This is a genomic window from Actinomycetospora callitridis, from assembly GCF_028737265.1.
GTDB lineage: Bacteria > Actinomycetota > Actinomycetes > Mycobacteriales > Pseudonocardiaceae > Actinomycetospora > Actinomycetospora callitridis.
The window spans coordinates 22,519-46,021 of the sequence record NZ_JAQZAK010000002.1; the positions used below are offsets into that span (position 1 = coordinate 22,519).

29 protein-coding genes are annotated in these 23,503 nt (G+C 73.6%); 15 read left to right on the top strand and 14 right to left on the bottom strand.

Features of this window, described 5'->3' with window-relative positions:
• Positions 1-3: 3 nt before the first annotated feature.
• From PH191_RS06000 to PH191_RS06020, 5 genes are all read right to left on the bottom strand, one after another.
• Positions 4-471, bottom strand: a complete 468-nt coding sequence (locus PH191_RS06000) for a DUF2243 domain-containing protein (RefSeq protein WP_274193729.1) — start codon at positions 469-471, stop codon at positions 4-6.
• 37 nt (positions 472-508) lie between these two features.
• Positions 509-985: a MarR family winged helix-turn-helix transcriptional regulator gene (locus PH191_RS06005; protein ID WP_274193730.1), complete on the bottom strand. Its 477-nt coding sequence runs from the start codon at positions 983-985 to the stop codon at positions 509-511.
• 87 nt (positions 986-1,072) lie between these two features.
• A complete protein-coding gene (locus tag PH191_RS06010; protein WP_274193731.1) occupies positions 1,073-2,587 on the bottom strand; it encodes a flavin-containing monooxygenase in 1,515 nt (504 codons plus the stop codon).
• Entirely contained in the window at positions 2,584-3,051 is a 468-nt protein-coding gene (locus PH191_RS06015) for a cupin domain-containing protein (protein ID WP_274193732.1), read from the bottom strand. Before PH191_RS06015 ends, PH191_RS06010 begins: the two co-directional genes overlap by 4 nt.
• Before the next feature lie 126 nt (positions 3,052-3,177).
• Complete coding sequence (locus tag PH191_RS06020) at positions 3,178-3,954, bottom strand: IclR family transcriptional regulator (protein ID WP_274193733.1); 777 nt, start codon at positions 3,952-3,954, stop codon at positions 3,178-3,180.
• A 34-nt stretch (positions 3,955-3,988) separates the two neighbouring features.
• Between PH191_RS06020 and PH191_RS06025 the strand changes: the two genes are divergently transcribed.
• Genes PH191_RS06025 through PH191_RS06040 form a run of 4 tightly spaced genes read left to right on the top strand, consistent with a single transcriptional unit; the run spans position 3,989 to position 7,134 of the window.
• Complete coding sequence (locus tag PH191_RS06025; RefSeq protein WP_274193734.1) at positions 3,989-4,795, top strand: SDR family oxidoreductase; 807 nt, start codon at positions 3,989-3,991, stop codon at positions 4,793-4,795.
• 7 nt (positions 4,796-4,802) lie between these two features.
• Positions 4,803-5,294 carry a cupin domain-containing protein gene (locus tag PH191_RS06030; protein ID WP_274193735.1) on the top strand — a complete coding sequence of 164 codons (492 nt, stop codon included), beginning with the start codon at positions 4,803-4,805 and terminating at the stop codon, positions 5,292-5,294.
• Complete coding sequence (locus tag PH191_RS06035) at positions 5,291-6,208, top strand: alpha/beta fold hydrolase (protein WP_274193736.1); 918 nt, start codon at positions 5,291-5,293, stop codon at positions 6,206-6,208. Before PH191_RS06030 ends, PH191_RS06035 begins: the two co-directional genes overlap by 4 nt.
• A complete protein-coding gene (locus tag PH191_RS06040; RefSeq protein WP_274193737.1) occupies positions 6,205-7,134 on the top strand; it encodes a DODA-type extradiol aromatic ring-opening family dioxygenase in 930 nt (309 codons plus the stop codon). The genes PH191_RS06035 and PH191_RS06040 overlap by 4 nt, the downstream gene beginning before the upstream one ends.
• A gap of 2 nt (positions 7,135-7,136) precedes the next feature.
• Here PH191_RS06040 and PH191_RS06045 read toward each other — a convergent pair whose 3' ends face one another.
• Both PH191_RS06045 and PH191_RS06050 read right to left on the bottom strand, forming a co-directional pair.
• On the bottom strand, positions 7,137-8,069 hold the full coding sequence (locus tag PH191_RS06045; RefSeq protein ID WP_274193738.1) for an endonuclease/exonuclease/phosphatase family protein: 933 nt from the start codon (positions 8,067-8,069) through the stop codon (positions 7,137-7,139).
• 75 nt (positions 8,070-8,144) lie between these two features.
• Positions 8,145-8,729: a TetR/AcrR family transcriptional regulator gene (locus tag PH191_RS06050; protein WP_274193739.1), complete on the bottom strand. Its 585-nt coding sequence runs from the start codon at positions 8,727-8,729 to the stop codon at positions 8,145-8,147.
• A 91-nt stretch (positions 8,730-8,820) separates the two neighbouring features.
• Here PH191_RS06050 and PH191_RS06055 point away from each other — a divergent pair, with 91 nt between their 5' ends.
• The 3 genes from PH191_RS06055 to zwf are packed head-to-tail and all read left to right on the top strand — an operon-like array spanning position 8,821 to position 11,894.
• Entirely contained in the window at positions 8,821-9,855 is a 1,035-nt protein-coding gene (locus PH191_RS06055; RefSeq protein WP_274193740.1) for an NAD(P)-dependent alcohol dehydrogenase, read from the top strand.
• Between the two features lie 59 nt (positions 9,856-9,914).
• Positions 9,915-10,343 carry an SRPBCC family protein gene (locus tag PH191_RS06060; RefSeq protein WP_274193741.1) on the top strand — a complete coding sequence of 143 codons (429 nt, stop codon included), beginning with the start codon at positions 9,915-9,917 and terminating at the stop codon, positions 10,341-10,343.
• Positions 10,344-10,397: 54 nt separating this feature from the next.
• Positions 10,398-11,894, top strand: a complete 1,497-nt coding sequence (zwf, locus tag PH191_RS06065) for a glucose-6-phosphate dehydrogenase (protein ID WP_274193742.1) — start codon at positions 10,398-10,400, stop codon at positions 11,892-11,894.
• 6 nt (positions 11,895-11,900) lie between these two features.
• Here the strand turns inward: zwf and PH191_RS06070 are convergent, their stop codons facing one another.
• The 3 genes from PH191_RS06070 to dinB form a co-directional block, all read right to left on the bottom strand.
• The gene (locus PH191_RS06070) at positions 11,901-12,224 is read right to left on the bottom strand and encodes a hypothetical protein (protein ID WP_274193743.1); all 324 of its coding nucleotides are present in this window, start codon (positions 12,222-12,224) and stop codon (positions 11,901-11,903) included.
• Between the two features lie 219 nt (positions 12,225-12,443).
• Complete coding sequence (locus tag PH191_RS06075; RefSeq protein ID WP_274193744.1) at positions 12,444-12,965, bottom strand: VOC family protein; 522 nt, start codon at positions 12,963-12,965, stop codon at positions 12,444-12,446.
• A gap of 43 nt (positions 12,966-13,008) precedes the next feature.
• Positions 13,009-14,208, bottom strand: coding sequence for a DNA polymerase IV (dinB, locus tag PH191_RS06080; protein WP_274193745.1), 1,200 nt, complete (start codon positions 14,206-14,208; stop codon positions 13,009-13,011).
• 129 nt (positions 14,209-14,337) lie between these two features.
• On the opposite strand from dinB, the gene PH191_RS06085 reads away from it, so the two are divergent.
• Together PH191_RS06085 and PH191_RS06090 are read left to right on the top strand one after the other, a co-directional pair.
• Positions 14,338-14,793 (top strand): Hsp20/alpha crystallin family protein, encoded by a 456-nt coding sequence (locus PH191_RS06085; RefSeq protein WP_274193746.1) that lies wholly within the window; start codon positions 14,338-14,340, stop codon positions 14,791-14,793.
• Between the two features lie 105 nt (positions 14,794-14,898).
• A complete protein-coding gene (locus PH191_RS06090) occupies positions 14,899-15,264 on the top strand; it encodes a MerR family transcriptional regulator (RefSeq protein ID WP_274193747.1) in 366 nt (121 codons plus the stop codon).
• Here PH191_RS06090 and PH191_RS06095 read toward each other — a convergent pair whose 3' ends face one another.
• A complete protein-coding gene (locus tag PH191_RS06095; RefSeq protein ID WP_274193748.1) occupies positions 15,265-15,687 on the bottom strand; it encodes a PPOX class F420-dependent oxidoreductase in 423 nt (140 codons plus the stop codon).
• Positions 15,688-15,741: 54 nt separating this feature from the next.
• Here PH191_RS06095 and PH191_RS06100 point away from each other — a divergent pair, with 54 nt between their 5' ends.
• The 4 genes from PH191_RS06100 to PH191_RS06115 all read left to right on the top strand — a co-directional run bounded on the left by PH191_RS06100 (position 15,742) and on the right by PH191_RS06115 (position 18,145).
• Complete coding sequence (locus PH191_RS06100) at positions 15,742-16,785, top strand: patatin-like phospholipase family protein (RefSeq protein WP_274193749.1); 1,044 nt, start codon at positions 15,742-15,744, stop codon at positions 16,783-16,785.
• A gap of 64 nt (positions 16,786-16,849) precedes the next feature.
• The gene (locus PH191_RS06105; RefSeq protein WP_274188328.1) at positions 16,850-17,158 is read left to right on the top strand and encodes a Dabb family protein; all 309 of its coding nucleotides are present in this window, start codon (positions 16,850-16,852) and stop codon (positions 17,156-17,158) included.
• Positions 17,159-17,183: 25 nt separating this feature from the next.
• Entirely contained in the window at positions 17,184-17,627 is a 444-nt protein-coding gene (locus PH191_RS06110) for a universal stress protein (protein ID WP_274193750.1), read from the top strand.
• A 98-nt stretch (positions 17,628-17,725) separates the two neighbouring features.
• On the top strand, positions 17,726-18,145 hold the full coding sequence (locus PH191_RS06115; protein WP_274193751.1) for a hypothetical protein: 420 nt from the start codon (positions 17,726-17,728) through the stop codon (positions 18,143-18,145).
• A 19-nt stretch (positions 18,146-18,164) separates the two neighbouring features.
• Here PH191_RS06115 and budC read toward each other — a convergent pair whose 3' ends face one another.
• Positions 18,165-18,938: a meso-2,3-butanediol dehydrogenase gene (gene budC / locus PH191_RS06120; RefSeq protein ID WP_274193752.1), complete on the bottom strand. Its 774-nt coding sequence runs from the start codon at positions 18,936-18,938 to the stop codon at positions 18,165-18,167.
• 125 nt (positions 18,939-19,063) lie between these two features.
• Here budC and PH191_RS06125 point away from each other — a divergent pair, with 125 nt between their 5' ends.
• Entirely contained in the window at positions 19,064-19,612 is a 549-nt protein-coding gene (locus PH191_RS06125; RefSeq protein WP_274193753.1) for a PadR family transcriptional regulator, read from the top strand.
• Positions 19,609-20,877, top strand: a complete 1,269-nt coding sequence (locus tag PH191_RS06130; protein ID WP_337994042.1) for a cytochrome P450 — start codon at positions 19,609-19,611, stop codon at positions 20,875-20,877. The genes PH191_RS06125 and PH191_RS06130 overlap by 4 nt, the downstream gene beginning before the upstream one ends.
• Before the next feature lie 24 nt (positions 20,878-20,901).
• On the opposite strand, the gene PH191_RS06135 is transcribed toward PH191_RS06130, so the two are convergent.
• Complete coding sequence (locus PH191_RS06135) at positions 20,902-21,657, bottom strand: ANTAR domain-containing protein (protein WP_274193754.1); 756 nt, start codon at positions 21,655-21,657, stop codon at positions 20,902-20,904.
• Positions 21,658-21,789: 132 nt separating this feature from the next.
• Positions 21,790-23,454, bottom strand: coding sequence for an acetolactate synthase large subunit (locus PH191_RS06140; protein ID WP_274193755.1), 1,665 nt, complete (start codon positions 23,452-23,454; stop codon positions 21,790-21,792).
• Positions 23,455-23,503: the final 49 nt, after the last annotated feature.

Sequence of the window (23,503 nt, forward strand, 5' to 3'; positions counted from 1 at the left end):
CGGTCAGGCCCTGTCCCCGGCGATCGGGCGCGCGGGGCCCAGGAGCAGCACGACCCCGATCACGACGCCCACCGCGCCGGAGATGTTCCACGCCAGGTCGTAGGGCAGCAGGTCGACCTCGTAGCGGATCTGGTGCAGCCCCAGCACCTTGTGCTGGAACAGGCCGTCGTAGACCTGGAAGACGCCCCAGCCCAGGAAGCCCCCGGCCCAGACGCGCTTCGGCACCGTCGCGCGGCGGCGGTGGAGATCGGCGAACAGGAACAGGCCGACGACGATCGCGAGCCAGCCCCCGGCGTGGAACACGCCGTCGGAGACCAGCCCGGCCTCGAGCCCCGCGCCGTCGTAGAAGTGGTGCCAGTGCAGCAGCTGGTGGAAGACGGTCTCGTCGAGGAACGCCGCCACGCCCACCCCGATGAGCACCCCGGCGAGGACGGACCGACCCGTCGCCGCGCGCGTCGCTGTCGTGTCCATGCGGCGTGGTGCCCGAGGACGGCGCCGACCGAACCCCTCAGGCCGGCGGGAGGGTGCGGTAGCCGGGGTGCACGCCCGGCGTGAGGCCACGGTCGGCGGCGAGCTTCGCGAGCAGCTCGTGCAGTCGTGTGCGCTCGTCCGCGTCGAGCGACGCGAGGACGGCGTCGTCGTGCTCACGGGCGACCCGGCCGATGTCGGTCATGAGCGCCGTGCCGGCGTCGGTGAGGTGCACGGCGTGGAGGCGGCGGTCGCTCGGGTTGCGGCGGCGCTCGACCAGACCGCGCTCCTCGAGCCCGTCGACGAGTGCGACGAGCCGGGTCGCCGGCGTGCCCAGCAGCTCGGCGAGGGCCTGCTGGCTGCTGCCGGGCGCCTGCGCGACGGCGCGCAGCAGGCCCGTCTGGGGCGGCGTGAGGTCGAGCTCGCCGATCCGCCGGGCGAAGGCCTGCGCGCAGTGCGTCCCGAGCTGGGTGAGCAGGAAGGCGGACCCCGCCACCGGCAGTCCCTCCGCGTCCACGGTCGAGAACGGTAGTGCTCGACGAATGGTGTCGCCAGCGCAACCATGACGCCTTGTCACGATTGCCGAGCGCGGCCGTGATCGCCCTCAGGCCCGGGCCACCGTCTCGGCGGACGAGGTGACGCGCTCCCCGGCCGTCCCGAGACGCTCGACGAGCCGGGGGACGACGCCCGCGTAGGCCGACGGGTCCACCGGGTTCAGCCACTGCTTGAACCGCGCGCCGCGGGAGATGTCGAGGTCGAGGTCACCGAGCACCTCGTCGACGTTGTGCAACGAGAACGGGATGATCTTGGTGCCGCGGCAGTGGTGGCCGTCGGTGGCCTCGTCCATGAACACCAGCTGGGCGTCCACGCGGCGCCGGAGCTCCGCGCGGTCGGGCAGGTCGAGGCGGCCGGCGAGCAGGGCGGCGATCCAGGCCGCCGCCATCTCGGCGTTGAGCGGGCTGAAGAACGACGAGTTGTAGCCGGCGAAGGTGACGTCCTCGACGTCCACCGGGAGGATCTGGCGGTGGAGCAGGAAGTTGCCGCGCTCGTCGACGAGGCGCTCGGCCACGTCGGCGGGCAGGAACGGCACGCCCTGCGTGAAGCCGGTGGCGCACACCAGCAGGTCGGCGCGCAGCACGGACCCGTCGGAGAGCTCGACGTGCGGCGCGCCGTCCTTCTCCAGCAGCCGGGCGATCGTCCGGTCGCGGCGCACCGCGATCTCCCCGGAGCGCACCGCCTCGAAGAAGCCGTCGGTGGTCAGCCCGATCGCGCCGCGCACGATGCCCTCGAAGGTGCCGCGCGGGACGAGGTCGAGCTCGCGGAGCCCGAACTGGCGCGCACTCACGGGCCCCAGCGAGTCGAGGATCCGCCGGCGCACCCCGTTCGCCGGCCCGTGCAGGAACGTCTCGATCCCGCGCAGGTAGCGGTAGCGGAAGAGCGACTCGCCGAGGCGGGTCAGCAGCAGGTGCTTGAAGTTGAGGAACCCGCCGACCCAGCGCGGCACCTTCCAGACGAGCTGCCGCGCGACCACCGTCGTCGACTCCGCGGTGCCGGCGACGGCCACGGCGACGTCGCAGGCGGTCTTGCCGTAGCCGAGGACGACGACGTGGCGGTCGCGGGTCTGCTCGGCGTCGTGCAGCTCGGTGGCCGGCATGACCGATCCGCTGGCGGCGGTGAACTCCGCGACGCCGGGCAGCTCGGGCATCGCCGGCTCGCAGAACACGCCGTTGGCGACGACGAGGTGGTCGACCTCGTCGCGGCCCGGGTGCGCGCCGGTGGTGGTGAGCACCCAGCCGGTGTCGCGCCGCTCGACCGACGTCACCTCGGTCTCCAGGCGCAGGAGCCGGTCGACGCCGGTGTGCGCGGCGTACGCCGCGAGGTAGGCCTGCACCTGCTCGCCCGACGGCCACTCGGGGTGGTCGGCGGGCATCGGGAAGTCCGAGAGCGTGTACGTGTCGCGCGGGCTCTGCGTCGACAGCCCGGGGTAGCGACGGGTGGCGCTCCAGACGCCCCCGACGTCGGGCGTGCGGTCGTAGACGACGACGTCGTGGCCGACCTCGGTGAGCACCTTCGCGGTGACGAGCCCGGCGACCCCGGCGCCGACGATCCCGACCCTCACGACGGGCTCCCCGCGGGCAGGCGCAGCTCGATGCCGAAGTCGGCCATGATCGCCTGCAGCACCGAGATGTCCCTCGGGCCGGGCGGCAGGTCGGCCAGCGCCTGGTAGTAGGCCTCGAGGCCGGCCGGCGAGACCACCGAGATCACGCGCGCCTCGTCGTCGAAGGGGTTCCTGAAGGTGTGCACGACGTCGCGCGGCAGCAGCAGGTAGTCGCCCGTCCCGAGGACGAACGTCTCGCCGCCGAGCATCACCTCGAGCGTGCCGGCGAGGCAGATGAACGACTCGTCCTCACGGGTGTGGACGTGCGGCGGGGGCCCGTTCACGCCGCCCGGGACGGCGTACTCGAACAGCGAGTAGGCGTCCCGGGTGTTCTCGCCGGTCGCCTTCGCCGTGATGCCGATCCCGATCGCCGGGATCTGCCGGCCCTCCCGGGACGAGAGCATGTACCCGCCACCCAACGACATCTGCGCCTCCTCCTGCCGACACCGGAGCACTCCGGTGTGCGTGGGGTCACAGAGTCCGTTCCGCCCGACCCGGCACCAACATCGTGTCCCGCTGAGTGGGATCCGTGACGCTCCGGGACGGGCCGGTCACCGTCGCGACGAGTACGCCCGGGACGCCGCGGCGGCCGCGAGCTGCACGGGCGGACCCGCCCGCTCGGAGCGCACCGCGGCCGACGGGCCGGTGACCGACAGCGCCGCGACCACCTCGCCCAGCGGCCCGAACACCGGGGCGGCGACGCAGGTGACGCCGATGTTGCCCTCCTCGCGCTCCACCGCCCAGCCGCGGTCCGGGATGGCGGCGAGCTCGCGGCGCACCGCGTCCGGGTCGGTGAGCGTGCGCGGGGTGCGCGCGGCCAGGGCCCCGGACAGCGCGGTGTCGACCGCCTCGGCGGGCGACCACGCGAGGATCGCCCGGCCCAGGGCCGAGCAGTAGGCCGGGATCGTCCCGCCGACCTGCGAGAGCATCGGCATCGGCCGGTGGCCGGTGATCTTCTCGACGACGAGCACCTCGGTCCCGTGCAGCACCCCGAGCTGCACCGCGACCTTCACCGCCGCGTGCAGGTCGTGCAGGAACGGCAGGACGGCCTCGCGCAGCTCGTGGCGGAGCGGGACCAGGCCCGAGAGCTCGAAGAGGCGCTGACCGATCCGGTACCGGTCGTCGGGCTTGTCCAGCCAGCCGAGCCGCAGCATCCGGTCGGCGGTGCGGTGGGTCGTGGACCGCGGGAGGCCGCACCGGCGCACGAGGGACGCGAGCGTCAGCTCCCGGTGCGTCGCGTCGAACGCGTCGAGGATCGCCGCCGCCCGGTCGAGGCCGCCGGCGACCTCGACACCGTCCCGGGTGTCCCGCTGGATGGGACTCGCCATCGCTGTCTCCTCCCCGGGCCGGTCACGCTGCTCGGTGTCGGGAGCATCCAGGGAGGGCGTCATCAAGGCAACCACGGCACTGGTCGGCGGCGGCGGGAGCGGGATCGGCCGCGCGAGCGCCGCACGTCTCACCCGGGCCGGCATGGACGTGGTCCTCGTCGGCCGCACCGAGGAGCGTCTGCGCACCGCCGCGGCGGAGATCGGGGACGCCTGCGGGCGCCCCGTGCACCACGCCGTGGCCGACCTCGCCGACCCCGCGGCCGCGGCCCCGCTCGTCGCCGACGTCGAGGGGCGCGTCGGCGAGATCGGCGTCGTCGTCCTCAACGCCGGCGGCCCGCCGCCCGGCACGATCCTCGACATCGACGACGACGCCTGGCGCCGCGGCACCGACCTGCTGCTGCTCGGACCGCTGGCGCTCGCGCGGGCGGTCCTGCCGGGCATGCGCGAGCGCGGGGAGGGGCGCCTGGTGCTGGTGACGGGCACCGCAGTTCGCCAGCCCATGGCCGAGCTCGCCGTCTCGACGGTGCTGCGCTCGGCCGCGACCGCGGCGATGAAGCTCCTGGCCTCCGAGGTGGCCGCCGACGGCGTCACGGTCAACTGCGTCGCGCCCGGCCCGACCGCCACCGAGCGGCGGGACCAGATCCTCGCGAACCGCGCGGCGGCGTCCGGCGCGAGCGCCGAGCAGGCCGACGCCGACGACCTCGCGGTCGTCCCGGCGGGCCGCGCGGCCGACCCCGACGAGGTCGCCGCCGCCATCGCCTTCCTCGCCTCGCCCGACGCGGGCTACGTGACCGGGACGGTGCTGACCGTCGACGGCGGACGGACGGAGACGACGTGGTGATGGACGAGTGAGCGCCTTCGACATGGCCGCGTTCCTGGCCGGCCTCAACCCCAGCGTGCCGCCGGGCGGCGCGCGCCCGCTCGTGGTGCACGCCGACGAGCTGCAGCCGCTGCCGGCCGGCGAGGTGCACAACCCGACGGCGCTCTCGGTGGTCGGGAACCTGCCGACGGCGACGTTCGAGCTCTTCCGCCAGACGATCCCGCCGTCGCAGAGCTCGGACATGCAGCGCCACCACCACGAGACCGTCCACTTCGTGATCGCCGGCGAGGGCCACAGCGAGATCGAGGACGAGACCGTCGAGTGGGCGACGGGCAGCTTCGTCTACACCCCGCCGTGGACCTGGCACCGGCACTACAACGCCTCGGCCGAGCACCCGGTCGAGTTCCTGACGATCGAGAACTCGCGGCTGCTCGGCGCGCTGGGCGTGAACCGCCGGCAGAGCGCCGGGCTGGTCACGGTCGCCGAGGCGCGGACGATGTTCGAGGGAGACGACTCATGACCTCTGCCGCACCGAGTGGTGGCCCGCCGATCCCCGACCACGTGAGCATCTGGGGCGAGCTCGCCGACGTCGACCACGAGCTGCGCCACGTCGCCGTGGAGGTCAGCGGGGTCGGCGCCGTCCGGACCCGCGTGCTGCGCGCGGGTGCCGGCCCCGATCTCGTCCTGCTCCACGGCACCGGCGGGCACCTCGAGGCCTACGCGCGCGACATCGCCGGCCTCGCGCGGAGCTTCCGCGTCACCGCCTACGACATGGTCGGGCACGGCTGGTCGGCGTTGCCCGACGTCCCGTTCACCGTCGACGTCCTCTCCGACCACCTGCTCGGGCTGATGGACGCGCTGGGCATCGGGTCCGCGCACCTGTCGGGCGAGTCGCTCGGCGGCTGGGTCGTCGCGTGGACCGCCGCGCACCACCCCGAACGCGTCGAGCGGATCGTGCTCAACACCCCGGGCAACGTCGCGAACAAGCCGGAGGTCATGTCCCGGCTGGTGGCGAGCACGACGGCCGCCGTCGAGGACCCCTCCGACGAGGCCGTACGCGCCCGCGTGCGGTGGCTCTTCCACGAGAAGGACAGGGTCACCGACGAGCTGGTGAACCTGCGCCGGAGCGTCTACTCCCGCGAGGGCTTCCGGCGGGCCGTCGACAACATCCTCGTCCTGCAGGACCCCGTGACGCGCGCCCGCTTCAGCTGGGACCCGTCCTGGGTGTCGTTCGTGACCGCGCCGACGTTGCTGCTCTGGACCGACCACGACCCCACCGGCGGGCTCGACGAGGCACAGATGCTCCTCGACTGGCTCCCCGACGCCCGCCTGCACGTGATCACCGGCGCGGGGCACTGGCCGCAGTGGGAGAAACCCGAGGAGTTCGTCGAGCAGCACGAGGCGTTCCTGGACGCGGCGACGGTTCGCGCATGACCGAGATCGTCGGGTTCGTGGGCATGTCCCACTCCCCCTTCGCCACCCTGCTGCCGCCCACCGGGCCGGACGCGCCGGGCGCGCCCTTCCTCGCGGACGCCGCGCGCGTCCGGGAGGCCGCCGCGCGGCTGGCGCCCGACGCCGTCGTCGTCGTGGGCCCCGACCACTTCCACGGCAACTTCTACGACGTCATGCCCCCCTTCGTCCTCGGCGTCGAGGAGGCCGTGGGGTTCGGCGACTACGGCAGCACCCCGGGTCCGCTGCCCGTCGCCACCGAGCTCGCGTGGTCGGTGTACCGGGGGCTGACGGGCGCGGGGTTCGACCTCGCGCTGTCGTACTCGCTGACCGTCGACCACGGGATCGTGCAGGGCTACGAGATGGTCACCGGCACGGCCGTCCCGCTCGTCCCGCTCGTGGTCAACACCGCCGCGCCGCCGTTGCCGACGCTCGAGCGGTGCGTGGCGCTGGGCCGCGCGCTCGGGCCGGCGCTGGCGGCCGGGCCGCCCGGGCGGGTGCTCGTGGTGGCCAGCGGCGGCCTGTCGCACTGGCTGCCCTCGAACGACCCGCGCGACCCCTCGGTGGTCGGCGAGAAGCGCGACGCGCTCATCCACGGACGCCGGGACGCACAGGCCTTCGCCGCCGCCCGCGAGCCCAAGGTGCGCGCGATGGGCGGTGACCCCGACGCGCGGGTCAACGACGCCTGGGACCGGTGGTTCCTCGAGCGCCTGAGCGCGGGCGACCTCGACGCGATCACCGAGCTGGGCCACGACGGCCTCGAGAAGGAGGCGGGCACCGGCGGGCACGAGGTCCGCGCCTGGCTGGTCGGCGCCGCCGCGGTCGCCGCCCCGCTGCGGTGGACCAGCTACGAGGCGGTCCCGGAGTGGATCACGGGGATGGGGAGCGGGGCGACCTTCCCGGTGGGTTGAGGTCAGCCGAGGTGCGCGATCACCGCGCGGTGGTCGCTGCCGGGCAGGTCGAGCACGCGCGCGGTGCGCACGGCGAGGCCGCCGCCGGCGAGGACGTGGTCGATGCGGAACCCGAGCCATCGCGGCCAGCGCCGCGGCCACGTCGGCGGACCCGGGACGCCGCCGTCGCCGAGTGCGGCGAGGGCGCGGTGCTCGACGGTGGTGTTGAGGTCGCCGGCGACCACGGTGCGGCCCGGCGCGGCGGCGCGCCACGCCGCGACGAGGTCGAGCTCGTCGGCCCACCGCTCGACGAGGCCGGGCACCGGCGCGACGGTGTGCGTGGCGAGCACCCGGGCGTCGCCCAGCTCCCCGCCGGTGACCTCCAGCCAGCCGTACAGCCCGCCGGAGACCAGGCGCGCGACGCGGACCTTGCCGAGCGAGGGCGCCGTGAGCACCGTGGTCCACGGGCCGTCGGCGTGCTCCGGGACGTGACGGTGCGCCCGGGGCGGCGGGGCGCAGTGCGCGACGTAGCCGAGGTCGGGCTTGAGGCGGTCCTCGAGCCGGGCCCGGAACCGCTCGCCGGACTCGGGCAGGACGACGAGGTCCGGGCGCTCGGCCTCGACGATGGCGGCGAGCGACTCGGGGTCCGCCCGGCCCTGCCAGACGTTGGCGACGAGGACGGTGAGCGTGACCGGGCCCGCCGACGTCGCCGCCGGTCGCCGGCCCGCGGCCAGCACGAGCCCGGCGACACCCACCGCGCCGAGCGCGGCCGGCCGCGCCCGGGACGAGCTCGCCGCGACCACCCCCGCGAGCACGCCGAGACCGCCCGCGAACGCGGGGCGCGCGGCGAGCAGGACCGGCCAGGGCGGCCGGCGCTCGAGCCCGAACACCTCGGGCACCAGGAGGGCCGTCGCCGCCGCGGCTCCCGTCACGAGTCCCGCGGGCCAGCGCGTCACACGATCCTCCCCGCCTCGGCAGCCGTCGCCGATCATCGTGGCGGGTCGGGGATCGGTTCGACGTGATCGCGCCGGTCAGGCCGTCGGGCGGCGCGGCGCGAACGCCCCGCTGACCGCCGCGGCGAGGGCCGTGCGCCGTCGCTCGTGCTCCGCCGGGTCGTCGTCCGTCGACGCCGCGATCGTCACGCTGGCCGGTGACCACGCCATCGACAGGGCGATGACCATGGAGTAGACGTCCGCGGGCGTGGGCTCCGGGTCGATCAGGCCCGCGTGCTGCGCGTCGGCGATCCGGGCGAGCTTCACCGCCACGTCGTCGGCGGCGACCGCGAGCAGGTCGCCGGTCGGGACGCGCTCGAGGCGCGCCCACGTCGCGAGCAGCACGACCTCGGGCCGGTCGAGGTAGGCGTCGTAGAGGCGCACCGCGTAGCCGGGGAGGTCGGTGGCGTCGAGGGGAACGAGGCCGACGATCAACGACAGGTGCTCGACGAACACGGCGTCGAACAGGCCGTCCTTCGACGAGAACCAGGCGTAGATCTGCGCCTTGTTGGCCTGCGCGGACGCCGCGATCCGGTCGACGCGGGCGCCTGCGATCCCGTACCGCGCGAACTCGGCCGTCGCTGCGTCCAGCAGCCGTCGCCGCGTCGCCTGTCCATCGCCCACGGCCGAGAGAATAACCAGTTGGTTTGCATCGGGCACAGGTCCGACCTACGGTGGGCCACGAGTAACCAACCGGTTTGTTTGCGGAGGAACCATGCACGAGGTGACGGGATGGGCGGCGCACGCGCCGGGGGCGGCGCCGGCGCCGTGGACCTTCGAGCGCCGCGACCCGGGCGAGCGCGACGTCGTGGTGCGCGTGACGTACTGCGGGCTCTGCGCGACCGACCTGCACGCGATGCGCCACGGTGACCCCGCGGGCTTCCCGCTGGTCGCGGGGCACGAGATGGTCGGCGAGGTGACCGCCGTCGGGGCGGGCGTCACGGGGTTCGCCACCGGTGACGCGGTGGCCGTCGGCAACATCATCGGCTCCTGCGGGGTCTGCCGCGAGTGCCGCGCCGGGCGGGAGAACGACTGCCGGGAGTTCCCGACGCTGACCTACGGCGGCGTCGACCGGGTCTCCGGCGGCGTCACCCAGGGCGGGTTCTCGCGGGAGATCGTCGTGGACGAGCACTTCGTCCACGACTCCCCCGCCGGCCTCGACCCCGCCGGCGTCGCCCCGCTGCTCTGCGCGGGGGTCACCACGTGGTCGCCGCTGCGCCGGTTCGGCGCGGGGCCGGGCACGACCGTCGGCGTGGTCGGTGTCGGCGGCCTGGGTCACCTCGCGATCCGCTTCGCCCACGCCCTGGGCGCGGAGACGGTCGCCTTCACCTCCTCGGCGTCGAAGGCCGACGCCGCCCGGGGTCTCGGGGCCGACGACGTCGTCCTGACCTCGGACGGCAAGGAGATGGACGCGCAGCACCGGCGCTGCGACATCGTCCTCGACACCACCGGCGCGAGCCTCGACCTCGCCCCCTACCTCGCCGCGCTCGCGGTCGACGGCACCTTCGTCCTCGCCGGCATCCCGACCCGCCCGCTGACCATCGACCCGATGAGCCTCGTGGTCGGCGAGAAGCGGATCGCCGGCACGGGGAGCGCGGGCGTGCCCGACACGCGGGAGATGCTCGCGTTCTGCGGCGAGCACGGGATCACCGCCGACGTCGAGGTCGTGCCCGCCGAGCGGCTCGGCGAGGCGATGGACCGCCTCGCGCGCGGCGACGTCCGCTTCCGCTTCTCGGTGGACCTGGGCTGAGCGCCCGCCCGTCCGATGCGTCCACGACCCGGCCGGGGCACGGGTCCAGGATCGTCGCCATGACGACGCAGACCCGTTTCGTGGCGACGACGATCGCGCGGCCCTGGCGCGAGGTGTACGCGTACGCGTCCGACCCCCGTCACCTCGTCGACTGGGCCGCGGGCCTGGCGAAGGCGCAGGTGGAGCCCGTCCCCGACCGGCCCGGGACGTGGATCGCCGACTCGCCGATGGGGCGTGTCGAGGTGGAGTTCGCGCCGGAGAACGAGTTCGGCGTGCTCGACCACGTCGTGCGCCTGCCCGACGGGTTGGAGATGCCGAACCCGCTGCGGGTGGTCCCCCTCGGCGACGGCGCCGAGGTCGTCTTCCACGTGCGCCGGCGGGACGGGATGAGCGACGAGGAGTTCGCGGCGGACGCCGACCACGTCGCCCGCGACCTCGAGACGCTGCGGCGGATCCTCGAGAGGAGCCGGAGTCCTGCGCGCCGGTGAGTCCTCGCGCCGCGGACCCACGGACGTCACTTTCTCCGACTACGGTCCCGTCCCATGACCGACCGCGAGGTGGAGTCCGTCGCGTACCCCGGCCCCGGGTCGCGTCCCTTCCGCCGCGATCTCGACCCGATCGTCCCGCACGTCATCGTGCTGTTCGGCTGCACCGGTGACCTCGCCAAGCGCAAGCTCCTGCCGGGCCTGGCCTACCTCGCCGAGTCCGAGCTCGCCCCCGCGATCCGGATCGTCGGCACGGCGATGGAGGACATCGACACCGAGGCCTTCCGGGCTCTCGCGAAGGACGCGGTCCAGAACTACGGCATGCACCGGCTCGGGGACGAGGCCTGGGACGACTTCGCCGCGCGGCTGAGCTACGTCCCCCAGGGCGCGGGCCCCGAGGGTCTGACCTCGGCGGTGAAGGAGGCCCAGGCGCAGCTCGGCGACGACGCGCGGCTGCTGCACTACCTCTCGGTGCCCCCGCGGGCCGCCCAGGCGGTCGTGGAGATGCTGCGCGACGCCGACCTCACCTCCGGCGCCCGCGTGATCATGGAGAAGCCGTTCGGGCACGACTTCGAGAGCGCGGTGAAGCTCAACGACTTCGTCCACCGTGTCTTCGACGAGTCGCAGGTCTTCCGCATCGACCACTTCCTGGGCAAGGAGGCCGCACAGAACATCCTCGCGTTCCGCTTCGCCAACGGCCTGTTCGAGCCGATCTGGAACCGCAACTTCATCGACCACATCCAGATCGACATCCCCGAGGAGCTCGGGCTCGACACGCGGGCGAACTTCTACGAGGCCACGGGCGCCTTCAAGGACATGGTCGTCACCCACCTCATGCAGGTGATGGCGTTCGTGGCCATGGAGCCGCCGACGGCCCTCGAGCCCCGGTCGATCAGCGAGGAGAAGAACAAGGTCTTCCGCTCGATGCTCCCGATCCACCCCCACGACGTGGTGCGCGGGCAGTTCGGCGGCTACCGCGACCACCCCGACGTCGCGAACGACTCCGACACCGAGACGTTCATCGCGCTGAAGGTCGGGCTCGACAACTGGCGCTGGGCCGGCACGCCCTTCTACCTGCGCACCGGCAAGCGCCTGGCCGAGGGCCAGCGGATCATCTCGATCGCGTTCAAGGAGGCCCCGCGCACGATGTTCCCGCCGGGCTCCGGCGTCAGCACCCAGGGTCCGGACCACCTGACCTTCGACCTCGCGGACTCCTCCCGGGTCTCGCTGTCGTTCTACGGCAAGCGGCCCGGCCCGGGGATGCGGCTGCAGAAGCTCTCCATGCAGTTCTCCACCCAGGAGACGGGCGAGGCGTCCGACGTCCTCGAGGCCTACGAGCGCCTGATCCTCGACGCGATGCGCGGGGACCACACGCTGTTCACCACCTCCGAGGGCATCGAGTCGCTGTGGGAGCGCTCCATCCCCCTGCTCGCCGATCCCCCGCCGGTGAAGCCCTACCCCGTCGGTTCGTGGGGTCCGAACGCGATCCACCAGCTGATCGCGCCCAACGCCTGGCGCCTGCCGTTCGAGCGCGCGTGGCGGGAGAAGAAGTAGGACCCCTCAGCCCGTCGGGGGCGCCGGCGAACCCTTGAGAGCAAGGGTGACGACGGCGGCGATGGCCGAGGCCGAAGCGGCGATCGCCGAGATCGCGGTGGCGTTCCCGGACACGGTGGAGAACACGTGTGATCCCAGCCTGGCCCAGCTCTGACGCTTCACCAGCGCCTTGGCGTTCTGCCACTTGGGTGCCTTGAAGTGGCAGCCGCCCAGCAGGCCTCGACCGTTGTTGCGGCAGAACTCGCCACCGCGCGTCTCAGCGCAGCACGGCATCGGAGCCGCGAACAGCGAGAAGAGAAGGACGAGGACCGATCCGAGCGCCAGGGGCACGGGACCGACGTACGGTAATCGGTCACGTCATCGCTGCTGTGGGACAAGCAGGTGGATCTCGATCCCGCTTCGGTATCTGCCTCGTCGCGGTGGCGCAACAATAATGATCCGTAGCCGGTCGATACTTCTTCGTCGCCACCACATGAGCTAGCGACACGACAACGCTTCGGAAATCGAAGCATCTGCCGAGGTACGCCGACGCCCGGCGGCGCGGCGCGACTACTCAGACTCCGGTGCCGTGAGGGCCTCGTCGATCGTCCGGTGCACGGAGCTCGGGGGCGCCGAGGGGTCGGGCCGCCAGGTCGGCAGTTCGTCGGGACCTTCGGACGGCGCCACGCTGTCCGCGCGTACTCGTGGAGCCACCCAGGGATTGCGCAAGCGCGCGAGGCGCTGGCCGCCGTGGAACGGGGTCGGCTCGGTGACCACCTCGGCGTCCGCCGCCCGCGCCCGCACCACGACGTCGTCGACGTCGCGCACGTAGACCTGAAAGAGGGCGGGGGTGGACGCCCAGTGCGGCTTGGCGTCACACACCATGATCGTCGAGCCGCCCACCCGGATCTCGGCGTGGATCAGCAGGTCGTCGGCGTCGACCGTGTGGGCCGCGCGGGTCTCGCGGCCGTCGAGGACGTCGGTGACGAACCGGAGGAACGCCGGCGCACCACCCGGTCCGCGGACCACGACGAAGGGGTTCACCGTGCCGTAGCCGGGCGGGAGGGCGGCACCGTCGAGCACTGGGGTCATGACCGCAGGCTGGCGAAGGGGACGGACAGGAAAGGTCCGCCGCCTAGTCCGGGAGCATCGGCATCTCGATCCCCTGCTCACGACCGAGGAGCGTCGCCCGCGTGACCGCGGAGAGGCCGTAGCGCTCGCGGACGTCGTCGACGGCGACGTCCAGCGCGAGGGGCGCGGCGTCCCCGGCGAACGGCAGCTCGAGCTGGCGGGTGCCGGTGTCGTCGAGGTTGCCGACGGCCACGCCGAGCATCGACAGCCCGCGCTCGAACATCATCGGGGCCGCGGCCTCGGCGAGCAGGCGGACCGCGCCGAGGATCGCGTCGGTCTCGGCCGTCGGCGTGGCGAGGGTGTGCGAGCGGGTGGCGCGGCTGAAGTCGCCGAAGCGCAGCCGGAGCGTCACCGTGCGACCCGTGCGGCCGGCGCGACGCATCCGGCGGGTGACCCGGTCGACCAGGCCCATGAGCACCGCGTCGGTGCGCGAGGGCGAGACGGGCTCGCGACCGAGCGCCCGCTGCGCGCCGACCGAGCGCCGGCGGCGCCCGACCTGCACGCGGCGGGGGTCGCGTCCGTGGGCCAGGGCGTCGAGGTGCCGCCCGGCGGCCTTCCCGAGCAGCGACTCGAGACCCGGCCCGCCCATGGCCGCGAGGTCGCCGACGGTGGTGATGCCCTGGCCGCGCAGCTTGCGGCTGGTCACCTCGCCGACGCCCCAGAGCACCTCGACGGCCAGGGGGTGCAGGAACTCGAGCTCGCCGCCGACCGGGACGACGAGCAGCCCGTCGGGCTTGGCGACGCGGCTCGCGACCTTGGCCAGGAACTTCGTGCTCGCCACCCCGACGGTGATCGGCAGCCCGACGTCGTCGGCCACCTCCCGCCGCAGGCGTGCTGCGATCTCCGGCGGTGGTCCGGCGATACGTCGTAGCCCGCTGACGTCGAGGAACGCCTCGTCGATGGAGATGCCCTCCACCAGCGGCGTCACGGAGTGGAACACCGAGAAGACCGCCCGGCTCGCGCCGGTGTAGGCCTCCATGCGCGGAGGGACCACGACCGCGTCCGGGCACAGCGCCCGTGCCATCCGCCCGCCCATGGCCGTGCGCACCCCGCGGGCCTTGGCCTCGTAGCTGCAGGCGAGCACGACTCCCCCGCCGACGATCACCGGGCGCCCGCGCAGCGCGGGGTCGTCGCGCTGCTCCACCGAGGCGTAGAAGGCGTCGAGATCCGCGTGCAGGATCGTCGGCTCGCCGGACACGAACACACGTTCGCACGCCGTACCGACGGACGCGATCCCTCGGAAGCACTTGACGGAAACCTGTAGGTGGAGCTATAACTATCTGCGTCAGGAACAGCAGGTTTGCAGTGCGGCAACGGAAGGAGCTGACCGATCGTGCTGCTGAACTACGACCCCTTCGACCCGTTCCGTGCGCTCGAGCGCCTCGCCGGCTCGCCCCGGCAGCAGGCCGTCAGCGGTATGCCGATGGACGTCCACCGCGCCGGTGACCACTTCGTCGCCTCGTTCGACCTCCCCGGCGTCGACCCCGGCTCGATCGACGTGTCGGTCGAGGGCAACGCGCTGACCGTGACGGCCGCCCGTACCGCCCCGAGCGGCAACGGCGACTACCTCGTGGCCGAGCGGCCGCGTGGGCGCTACAGCCGCCAGCTCCTGCTCGGGCGCGACCTGGACACCGATCGCCTGCACGCGTCCTACACCGACGGCGTGCTGACGCTGACGATCCCGGTCATGGAGAAGGCCAAGCCGCGTCGCATCGAGATCGAGCACTCGGGGGCCACGACCAGCATCGAGAGTCAGGCCCACGAGCAGGAGGAGGCGCCCACCTCCTGATCATCGTCCGGACCGTCTCCCCAGCCGCGAGCACCCGTCGGGACCCCCGGCGGGTGTTCGCGCACGTCCGCGCCCGGCGGCCGGCGCACCCCGAGGAGGGCCACCATGGGCGTCGAACGCCTCGACGACCACGACTACCCCGCCCTGACGATCGGTCAGGCCGCCGACCTCATCGGCGTCGCGCCGGCGTTCCTGCGCAGCCTCGACGCCGCCGACCTGCTCCACCCCCACCGGTCGGACGGCGGGCAGCGGCGGTACTCACGGCGCCAGGTCGACTTCGCCGCGCGCGTGCGCGAGCTCGCCGACGACGGCCACACCATCGCCGGCGCGGCGTCGATCCTCACCCTGCAGGGCGACCTCGCCGACGCCCGGCGCGACCTGCAGGACGCCCGGGCGGAGCGCGACGAGGCCCGCGCCGAGCGCGACGAGGCCCGCGCGGACCTCGACCGGCTGCGCGACGCCCGGGCCTGATCAGTCCCGCAGCCGCAGGATGACCCGCTCACCGGGCGCCCGACCCAGGAGCTGCGCCACGCGCCCGACGAGCCCGAGCACCGACACCAGACGCCACTGGACGCCGTACTTCGCCGCGAGCGCCCGGCGCGGGCCCGCCTGCCCGTCGGGATCGTCGACGACCTCCGCCCGCCCGTCGACGCTCGGGGCGTCCGGCGCGACGTTGCCCCGCCGGTCGCACGGCCGCAGGACGACGCGGGGGTCGCGGCGCACCCGCTTGACCTTCCCGCTGGCCCCGCCCGTGATGACGACGAGGACACTGGCGTCGTCGACGTCCCGGGCCACCCACACCGGCGTCGACACGGCGTCACCATTGCGGCGGTAGGTCGTCAGGGAGACGAAGGGCTCGTCGCCGAGGGCGGAGAGGTCCGTGGGCGCGCTCACCGATCCACTCCAGCACGGAGGACGTGGCACCGCGCGACAGGGGGAAGGAGTCCCGTGGCCAGGAGCACCACCGCACGGCCGGCCGACCTCGTCCTCGAGGGCGGCGGGGTGAAGGGCATCGGGCTCGCCGGGGCGGTCGCGGCGATGACCGACCGCGGCTGGGCGCCGCACCGCATCTCCGGCACCTCGGCGGGCGCGCTCGTCGGCGCGATGGTGGCCGCCGGCGCCCGCGGCGAGCAGCTGCGCGAGATCACCGCCCGGCTGAACTTCCGCGAGGTGGCCGACCCCAGCGGCCTCGGGCGCGTGCCGCTCGTGGGCCCGGCGTTGGCGTTCCTCGGCGGCCAGGGCCTCTACCAGGGCGAATGGCTGCACTCCTGGGTGGAGGAGGAGCTCGCCGCGCTCGGCGTCCGCACGTTCGGCGACCTGCGCATCGACGACCCGGCGCTGCCGCGGTCGCAGCGCTACCGCCTGGTGGTGACGTGCTCGGACCTCACCCTCGGCCAGCTCGTACGCCTGCCCTGGGACTACCGCTCGGTGTACGGGCTGGACCCCGACCGACAGTCGGTGGCCGACGCGGTCCGGGCGTCGATGGCCATCCCGTTCCTGTTCAAGCCCACGACCCTGACGAACCCGCGCACGGACGTCACGTCCACGCTGGTCGACGGGGGCCTGCTCTCGAACTTCCCCATCGACTCGCTGGACCGCACCGACGGGCGCGAGCCCGCGTTCCCGACCTTCGGCGTCACGATCACCACCGCCCCCAAGCCGGGCATCGGCGACCGGGTCGCCCTGTTCCACTCGCGCTGGTTCGACATCCCCCAGCCTGCGCCGCTGCGCCTGCTCGAGCAGCTGATCACCACGATGCTGCTGGGCCGCGACCAGGCCGTGCTCAACCAGCCGTGGGTCGCCGCGCGCACCATCCACATCGACGCCGGCGCGGTGGGGCTCCTCGACTTCGGGATCAGCCCCGAGCGCGCCCGCGCGCTGTACGACACGGGCTACGCCCAGGCCGCGGAGTTCCTCGAGCAGTTCGACTGGCGCGCCTACAAGCGCCGCTTCCGCCGCGACGCGCACGCCGCGGTAAGTGGCGCAGGCTGAGCCGCTGCTCGCCGACGTGGTGGCCCATGCCGGGCGTCCTGCCCACAGGGCAGGATGACGGGCCATGAGCTTCACGCACGTCGTCACCTTCTCCTGGACCGGCGACGCGGCCGAGGACCCCGCGGTCGTCGACGGCATCGCCGACGCCCTGCGGCGGTTCATCGCCGACGCCGACCTGCCGGGGCTGCGGTCGTGGAGCTGCGGGCGCGACGCCGGGATCGCCACGGGCAACGCCGACTTCGCCGTCGTCGGGGTGTTCGACGACGTCGACGCCTTCGCCGTCTACCGCGACCACCCCGAGCACCGGCGGATCATCACCGAACAGATCGCGCACAGGGTGGGCCAGCGCACGGCGGTCCAGTTCGCCGGGTAGGCCGACCCCGGAGCAGGATCGGGGGATGACGGGCTTCGAGCTCGGGACCGACGGCCCCGGCACCATCCTCACGGCGGTCGACGGCTCCATCACCTCGCTGCGCGCCGGCGCCTACGCCGCCGGCCTGGCCCGCCGGCAGCACGCGCACCTGCTGGTGGTGACGGTGGCGACCACGCCGGCGATGGCGGCGATGGCCCCCGGCGCGCTGGCCGTGCTCAGCGAGACCGCGCAGGACCTCGCCACGGACGTCCAGGCCCAGGCACGCGAGTACCTCGAGGACCTCTCGCTCACCGGGGAGCTCGTGCGGGTCGCGGGCGACCCGTACACCGAGATCGTGCGCCTGGCCGACGAGCGCCGGGTCGACGCCGTGGTGGTCGGTGCGTCGGCGAAGGCCGGGCACCGGATCGTCGGGTCGCTGGCGGGGCGCCTGGTGCGGGCCGGGAAGTGGCCGGTCACCGTCGTTCCCTAGCCGTTCGGCGCTGAATCACCCATCTGTACCAGTGATGCCGACGACACTTCACCTACAGTCATTCTGGTCGCTGCTCCAGCCCTGCCCTCGAGGTCGCCGTGACCACGCATCTCACGCCCGCCAGCCCGACTCACCTCGCCCCGTCCTACGCGACGCCGGCCTGGTTGCTCCGAGGGCTGACCAACGAGCCCGGGGTGCTGAGCCTCTACGCCGGTCGGCTGCGGCTGGTGACGGGCGAGGGCGTCGTGTTCGACGCCCCCCTCGGCGCCGTCGAGCGGCTGGCGTTCCCCTGGTACGAGGGCGCAGCCGGCCTGCGCGTCACCGTGGGCGGGCGCCGGCACCGCGTGTCGCTGCACCGCCCGCGCGGCTCCGCGCTGCCGCCGGCCCGGCTGATGGGCCAGGACGTCGAGCCGGTGATCGGGGCGGGACGCGCCGACGCCGACCGCGGCATCACCGTGCACTCGGTGCTGCAGGGACGCGGCGCCGGGCGGGTCTGGCGCACGCTGCTCCAGGGCTGAACCCGCCCCACGGCATGGTTCAGCTCATGTGGGGCTGACCGTTCGAGGCGCCCAGCCCGCCGTCGACGGGGATGTGCGCGCCGTTGACGAAGCGCGCGTCCTGGCTCGCGAGGAACGCGATCACGTCGGCGACCTCGGCGGGCTCGGCCGGGCGACCGATCGGGATGCGGGCGCGGAAGGCGGCCATGTTCTCGTCGTCGTCCCGGATGCCCTGGCTCATCTCGGTGGCGGTCAGGCTCGGGTGCACCGCGTTGACGCGGATGCCCTCCTGCCCGTGGTCGAGCGCCATGGCGTTGGTCAGGTTCGTGACCGCGCCCTTGGCGGCGTTGTAGGCGGCCATCCCCCAGTCGCCGGCCAGCCCGGACACCGAGCCGACGTTGACGATGCTCCCGCCGACCGCGCGCAGGTGGGGCAGGACGGCCTTCGAGGCGTGGAAGACGCCCTCGACGTCGATCGCCATGACCTCGCGGAACGTCTCCGCGTCGAGGTCCTCGACGGTGCCGGGGCGGGCGATCGCGGCGTTGTTGACCAGGGTGTCGACGCGGCCGTACTCGCGGGCCACGTCGTCGATCAGCGCGGTGACCGCGGCGCCGTCGGAGGTGTCCGCGGCGCGCGCCACGAGCGTCGCGCCCTGCGGGGCGTCCGCGACGACCTCGTCGAGCTTCTCCTGCGTGCGCCCGGCGATCACCACCGTGGCGCCCTCGGCGCCGAAGCGGTGCGCGGTGGCGGCGCCGATGCCGGAGCCGCCGCCGGTGACGACGACGACCTTGCCCGTGAAGCGGCCCTCGGCCACGAGTCCTCCTGGAACGGTTGAACGCTGGACGAGGCCCGGTTACCCGGTCGTCCGGGCGTGACCCGTGGTGTCGAGAGGCTCACGTCGAGTGGCGGGTCAGACATACCTAGGTCACGCTGACCTATGTGTGGGTGGACGTGCTGTTGCTGAGCCAGCTCGCCCGCCGCCCGTCGCACGGCTACGAGCTGCGCCGGCGGGTGGAGGCGGCGACGGGGATCAAGCTGCACAACAACTCGCTCTATCCGGCGCTCAAGCGTTTCGGGGAGGCGGGCGCGGTGACGCGCACGCTCGAACCCCAGGACGGCCGCCCCGCCCGGCACGTCTACACGCTCACCGACGTCGGCCGTGAGCTCCTGCACGACCAGCTGGCCGACCTGCCCGACGAGCTCGCCGGCGACGAGGCGGAGTTCCTCGCGCGCCTGGCCGGCTTCGGCCGCCTGACCCCGTCCGAGCGCCGCGGCGTGCTCGCGGCCCGCAGCCGGGTGCTCGCCGAGCGCCGCACGCGGCTCGCGGGGCTGGCCGAGGCGACGGCACCGACCGACGCCACCTCCGGCGGGAGCGACCCCTGGGCCGCTCTCGTGCTCGACGAGGTCCTGCGCCGCATCCGCGAGGAGCAGGGCTGGCTGGACCGCCTCACCCACCGGGCCGACGACCCCACCGAGGAGATGCCGTGACCACTGCGTCCACGCACGAGCCGACCATCACCACCTCGACCGGGCACGACGACGATGCCGCCCTGCCACAGCTCCCCTTCGCCCGCGAGGGCGTCCTGCGCATCTCCCCGCTCTACGAGCGCCTGCGCGCGGCCGGTCCGGTGACGCGGGTGCGCACGCCCGCGGGCGACGTCGTGTGGCTGGTGTCGCGGTACGAGGAGGCGCGGACCCTCTTCGCCGACAAGCGCCTCGGGCGCTCCCACCCGAAGCCGGAGGAGGCCGCGCGGGTCTCCGACGCCGGCGTCATGGCCGGGCCCAGCGGCGACCACGAGCACGAGGACGCCGACCACAGCTCGATGCGCCGGCTGCTCACGCCGGCCTTCTCCGCCAAGCGCATGCGGCGCCTGCACGACCGGGTTGCCGAGCTCGCCGAGGGTCTCGTCGACGACCTCGTCGCCGCGCACGAGGCCGGCACCGACCCCGTCGACCTGCACGCCGGGTTCTCCGTCCCGCTCCCGATCTTCGTGATCTGCGAGCTGCTGGGCGTGCCGGTCGAGGACCGCGTCTACTTCAAGGACCTCTCCGAGCGCATGGCGACGCTGACCGGCGACGACCCGGCCGTGGCGCGCGCCGAGTTCGAGCGCTACACCGCCCGGCTGGCCGAGGCGAAGCGCGCCGAGCCCGGCGAGGACGTCATCTCCGACCTCGTCGCCGCGCAGGCGCACGACCCGCGGCTCACCGACGCGCGCCTGGCGGAGCTGACCGTCGGGCTGCTCTTCGCCGGGCACGAGACGACGGTCAACCGGCTCTCACTCGGCGTGGTGCTGCTGCTGGTGAACCCCGAGGTCCGGGACCGGCTCGTCGCCGACCCCGAGGGATCGGTCGACGCGGTCGTCGAGGAGGTCCTGCGGCTCGCCGAACCGGGCGGGATGGGGCTGCTGCGCTACGCGCACGAGGACGTCACGGTCGGCGAGGGCGACGAGGAGGTCACCATCGCGACCGGCGACGGAGTCGTCATCGTCACCAGCGCCGCCAACCGCGACGAGAGCGCCTTCGACGCCGCCGGCGCGTTCGATCCGGACCGGAGCCCGAACCCGCACCTGTCGTTCGGGCACGGGCCGCACTTCTGCATCGGCGCGAGCCTCGCGCGCACCGAGCTGCGCGTGGGCCTCGCGACGATCTTCACCCGGCTGCCCGAGCTGCGCCTCGCCGTCGAGCCCGACGCCCTCACCCTGCACACCGAGCGCCTCACCGGCGGGCTCGAGGAGCTGCCCGTCACCTGGTGACGTGCCCTGCGCGTCAGCGCACCCCTACAGCTCCGCGCGACGGCTCACGAGGGTCTCGGCGACGTCGCGGAGCTTGACGTTGAGGTCCTGCGACGTCCGGCGCAGCACGTCGAACGCCTCGTCGGAATCCAGACCGCGGCGCTCCATGAGCACGCCCTTGGCCTGGCCGATGACGTCGCGGCTCCTCAGGGCCTCCTGGAGCTGGGACTCGCGCAGCTCGTGGGCCGTGCGGGCCTGCACCGCGGAGATCGCCGTCGCGGCGTGGGCCGCGAGGACGAGGGCCACGTCGCGGTCGGCGGCGTCGAGGCCGCCGGGCGACCAGGAGTAGAAGTTCAGGGCGCCGAAGCGCGGGGGCGCTCCCCCGGGGAACATGCCGGTGGAGAGCACCGCGTGGAGGCCGAGCTCGCCCGCGGCCCGCTCCGCGAACGCGGGCCACGACGGGTCGCCGCCGCTGAGGTACCCCGTGGCCGCGCCGACCCCGGAGCTGAGCATCGCCGTGTGGCTGGGCCCCTCGCCGGCCTCGTCCTGCAGCCCGTCGGCCTTCTGCGCCGCCGGGTGGCTGAACGCGACGGTGTCCAGCCGGCCGTCGGGCCCGCGCAGGACGGCCGAGACGACGTCGGCACCCGGCACGATCGACTGCGCGGCGTCGATCACGCGCTCGACGACACCCACCACCCCGGCCTCGCGATCGACGGCGAACAGCGCGTCGGCGAGGCCGACGAACGCCGTCGCCAGACCACCGTCGATCTCGCCGGAGTCCGACGGGCTGTCGATGGTCATCGCGCACCTTCACGGGAGAGCAGCGTGGACGGGGGTTCTGCGGCAGTATCCGCGACCCCGGGCCGCGCGCAACGTCCAGGCCCCACGCGTGGGCCGGCCCGTGGGCACCGTCACGGGCCGGTGCTCACCGACTCACCGGGCGATGAGCTGTCCCAGGCGCTTGGTGAGCTTCACGTTCTCCCGGTAGTCGACCGGCACGACGATCACCGACGGCTTGTCGCGACGGTCGAACGCCTCCTTGAGCGCCGGGCGGAACTCGTCGGCCGAACCGATGCGCCGGGCGTGGCACCCGAGGCCCTCCGAGATCGTGACCAGGTCGGGGGTCGTGAACTCGGTGCCGAAGTGGTGGCCGAATTCGACCTCCTGCTTCCAGGAGATCAGCCCGTAGTCGTTGTCCTCCCACACCACGTTCACCGGGGCGACCCCCAGGCGCGTGGCGGTCGCGAGCTCCGCCATGTTCATCATGAAGCCGCCGTCGCCCGACAGCGCGACCACCCGGCGGTCCGGTGCGACCAGCGCCGCCGACACCCCGCCGGGCACCGCGATCCCCATCGAACAGAAGCCGTTGGAGATGATGCAGGAGTTGGGTGTGTACGTCGGGTAGTGCCGCGCCACCCACATCTTGTGGGCGCCGACGTCACTGATCAGGATGTCCTCGTCGTCCATCTCGGAGCGCAGGTCCGCGAGGATGCGCTGCGGCTTCATCGGGAAGGCGCCGCTCTCGGACTCGGCGCGGGCCCCCGCCTCGGTGATCTCCTCGGTGAGCGACTGGCGCACCCGGCGGTGCAGGTCGATGTCCGGGTAGTGGTGCTTCTCGGTGAGGCCCTCGTTGATGGCCCAGAGCGTGGCGGCGACGTCGCCGACGATCTCCACCGTGGGGCGGTAGGCGTCGTCGACCTCGGCGGGGTCGAAGTCGATGTGCAGCAGCCGCTTCGTGCGCCCGATGTTCCAGCGGGCGGGCGGCCACTCGACCATGTCGTAGCCGACGGCGATGACGAGGTCGGCGGCCTCGAACACCTCGGTGACGTAGTCGCGCGACCCGAGCCCGACGGCGTAGAGGCTGCGCTCGTGGCGGTCGGACAGCGCGCCCTTGCCCATGAAGGTCATGCCGGCGTAGATGCCGGTGGACTCGACGAAGCGCTGCAGCTGGCGGCTCACGCGGGTGCGCACGCAGCCCTGGCCGACGAGCAGCACGGGGCGCTCGGCGCGGGCGATGAGGTCGAGGGCGGCCTGGATGCTCTTCTCGTCCGGCACCGGGCGGCGGACCTTCTCCGGCGGCACGATCGGGGCGGAGCCCTCGATCTCGTGCTTGGCGATGTCCTCGGGCAGCTCCACGTGTGTGGCGCCGGGCTTCTCGGCCACCGCCAGCTTGAACGCCTTGCGGATGACCTCGGGGATCGTCGACTCGTCGCGCAGCGACGTCGTCCACTTCGTGATCGGCGTGAACATGTTGACCACGTTCATGGCCTGGTGCGACTCCTTGTGCAGGCGCGTCGTCGCGCCCTGCCCGGTGATCGCCACGACCGGGGAGTTGTCCATGTTCGCGTTGGCGACGCCGGTGACCAGGTTCGACGCGCCCGGCCCGAGCGTCGACAGGCACACGCCGGGACGGCCGGTCAGACGGCCGTAGACGTCGGCCATGAACGCCGCACCGGCCTCGTGGTGCGTCGGCACGAACCGCACCGAGGATTCGCGCATCGACATGAGGAGATCGGCGTTCTCCTCACCGGGAACCCCGAAGACGTACTCGACGCCCTCGGCCTCGAGACAACGCATGAACAGATCGCTGGCCCTCATGGATTCGGTCCCACTCCCCGGTGTCTCGGCGCACATCGGACCGTGGTCA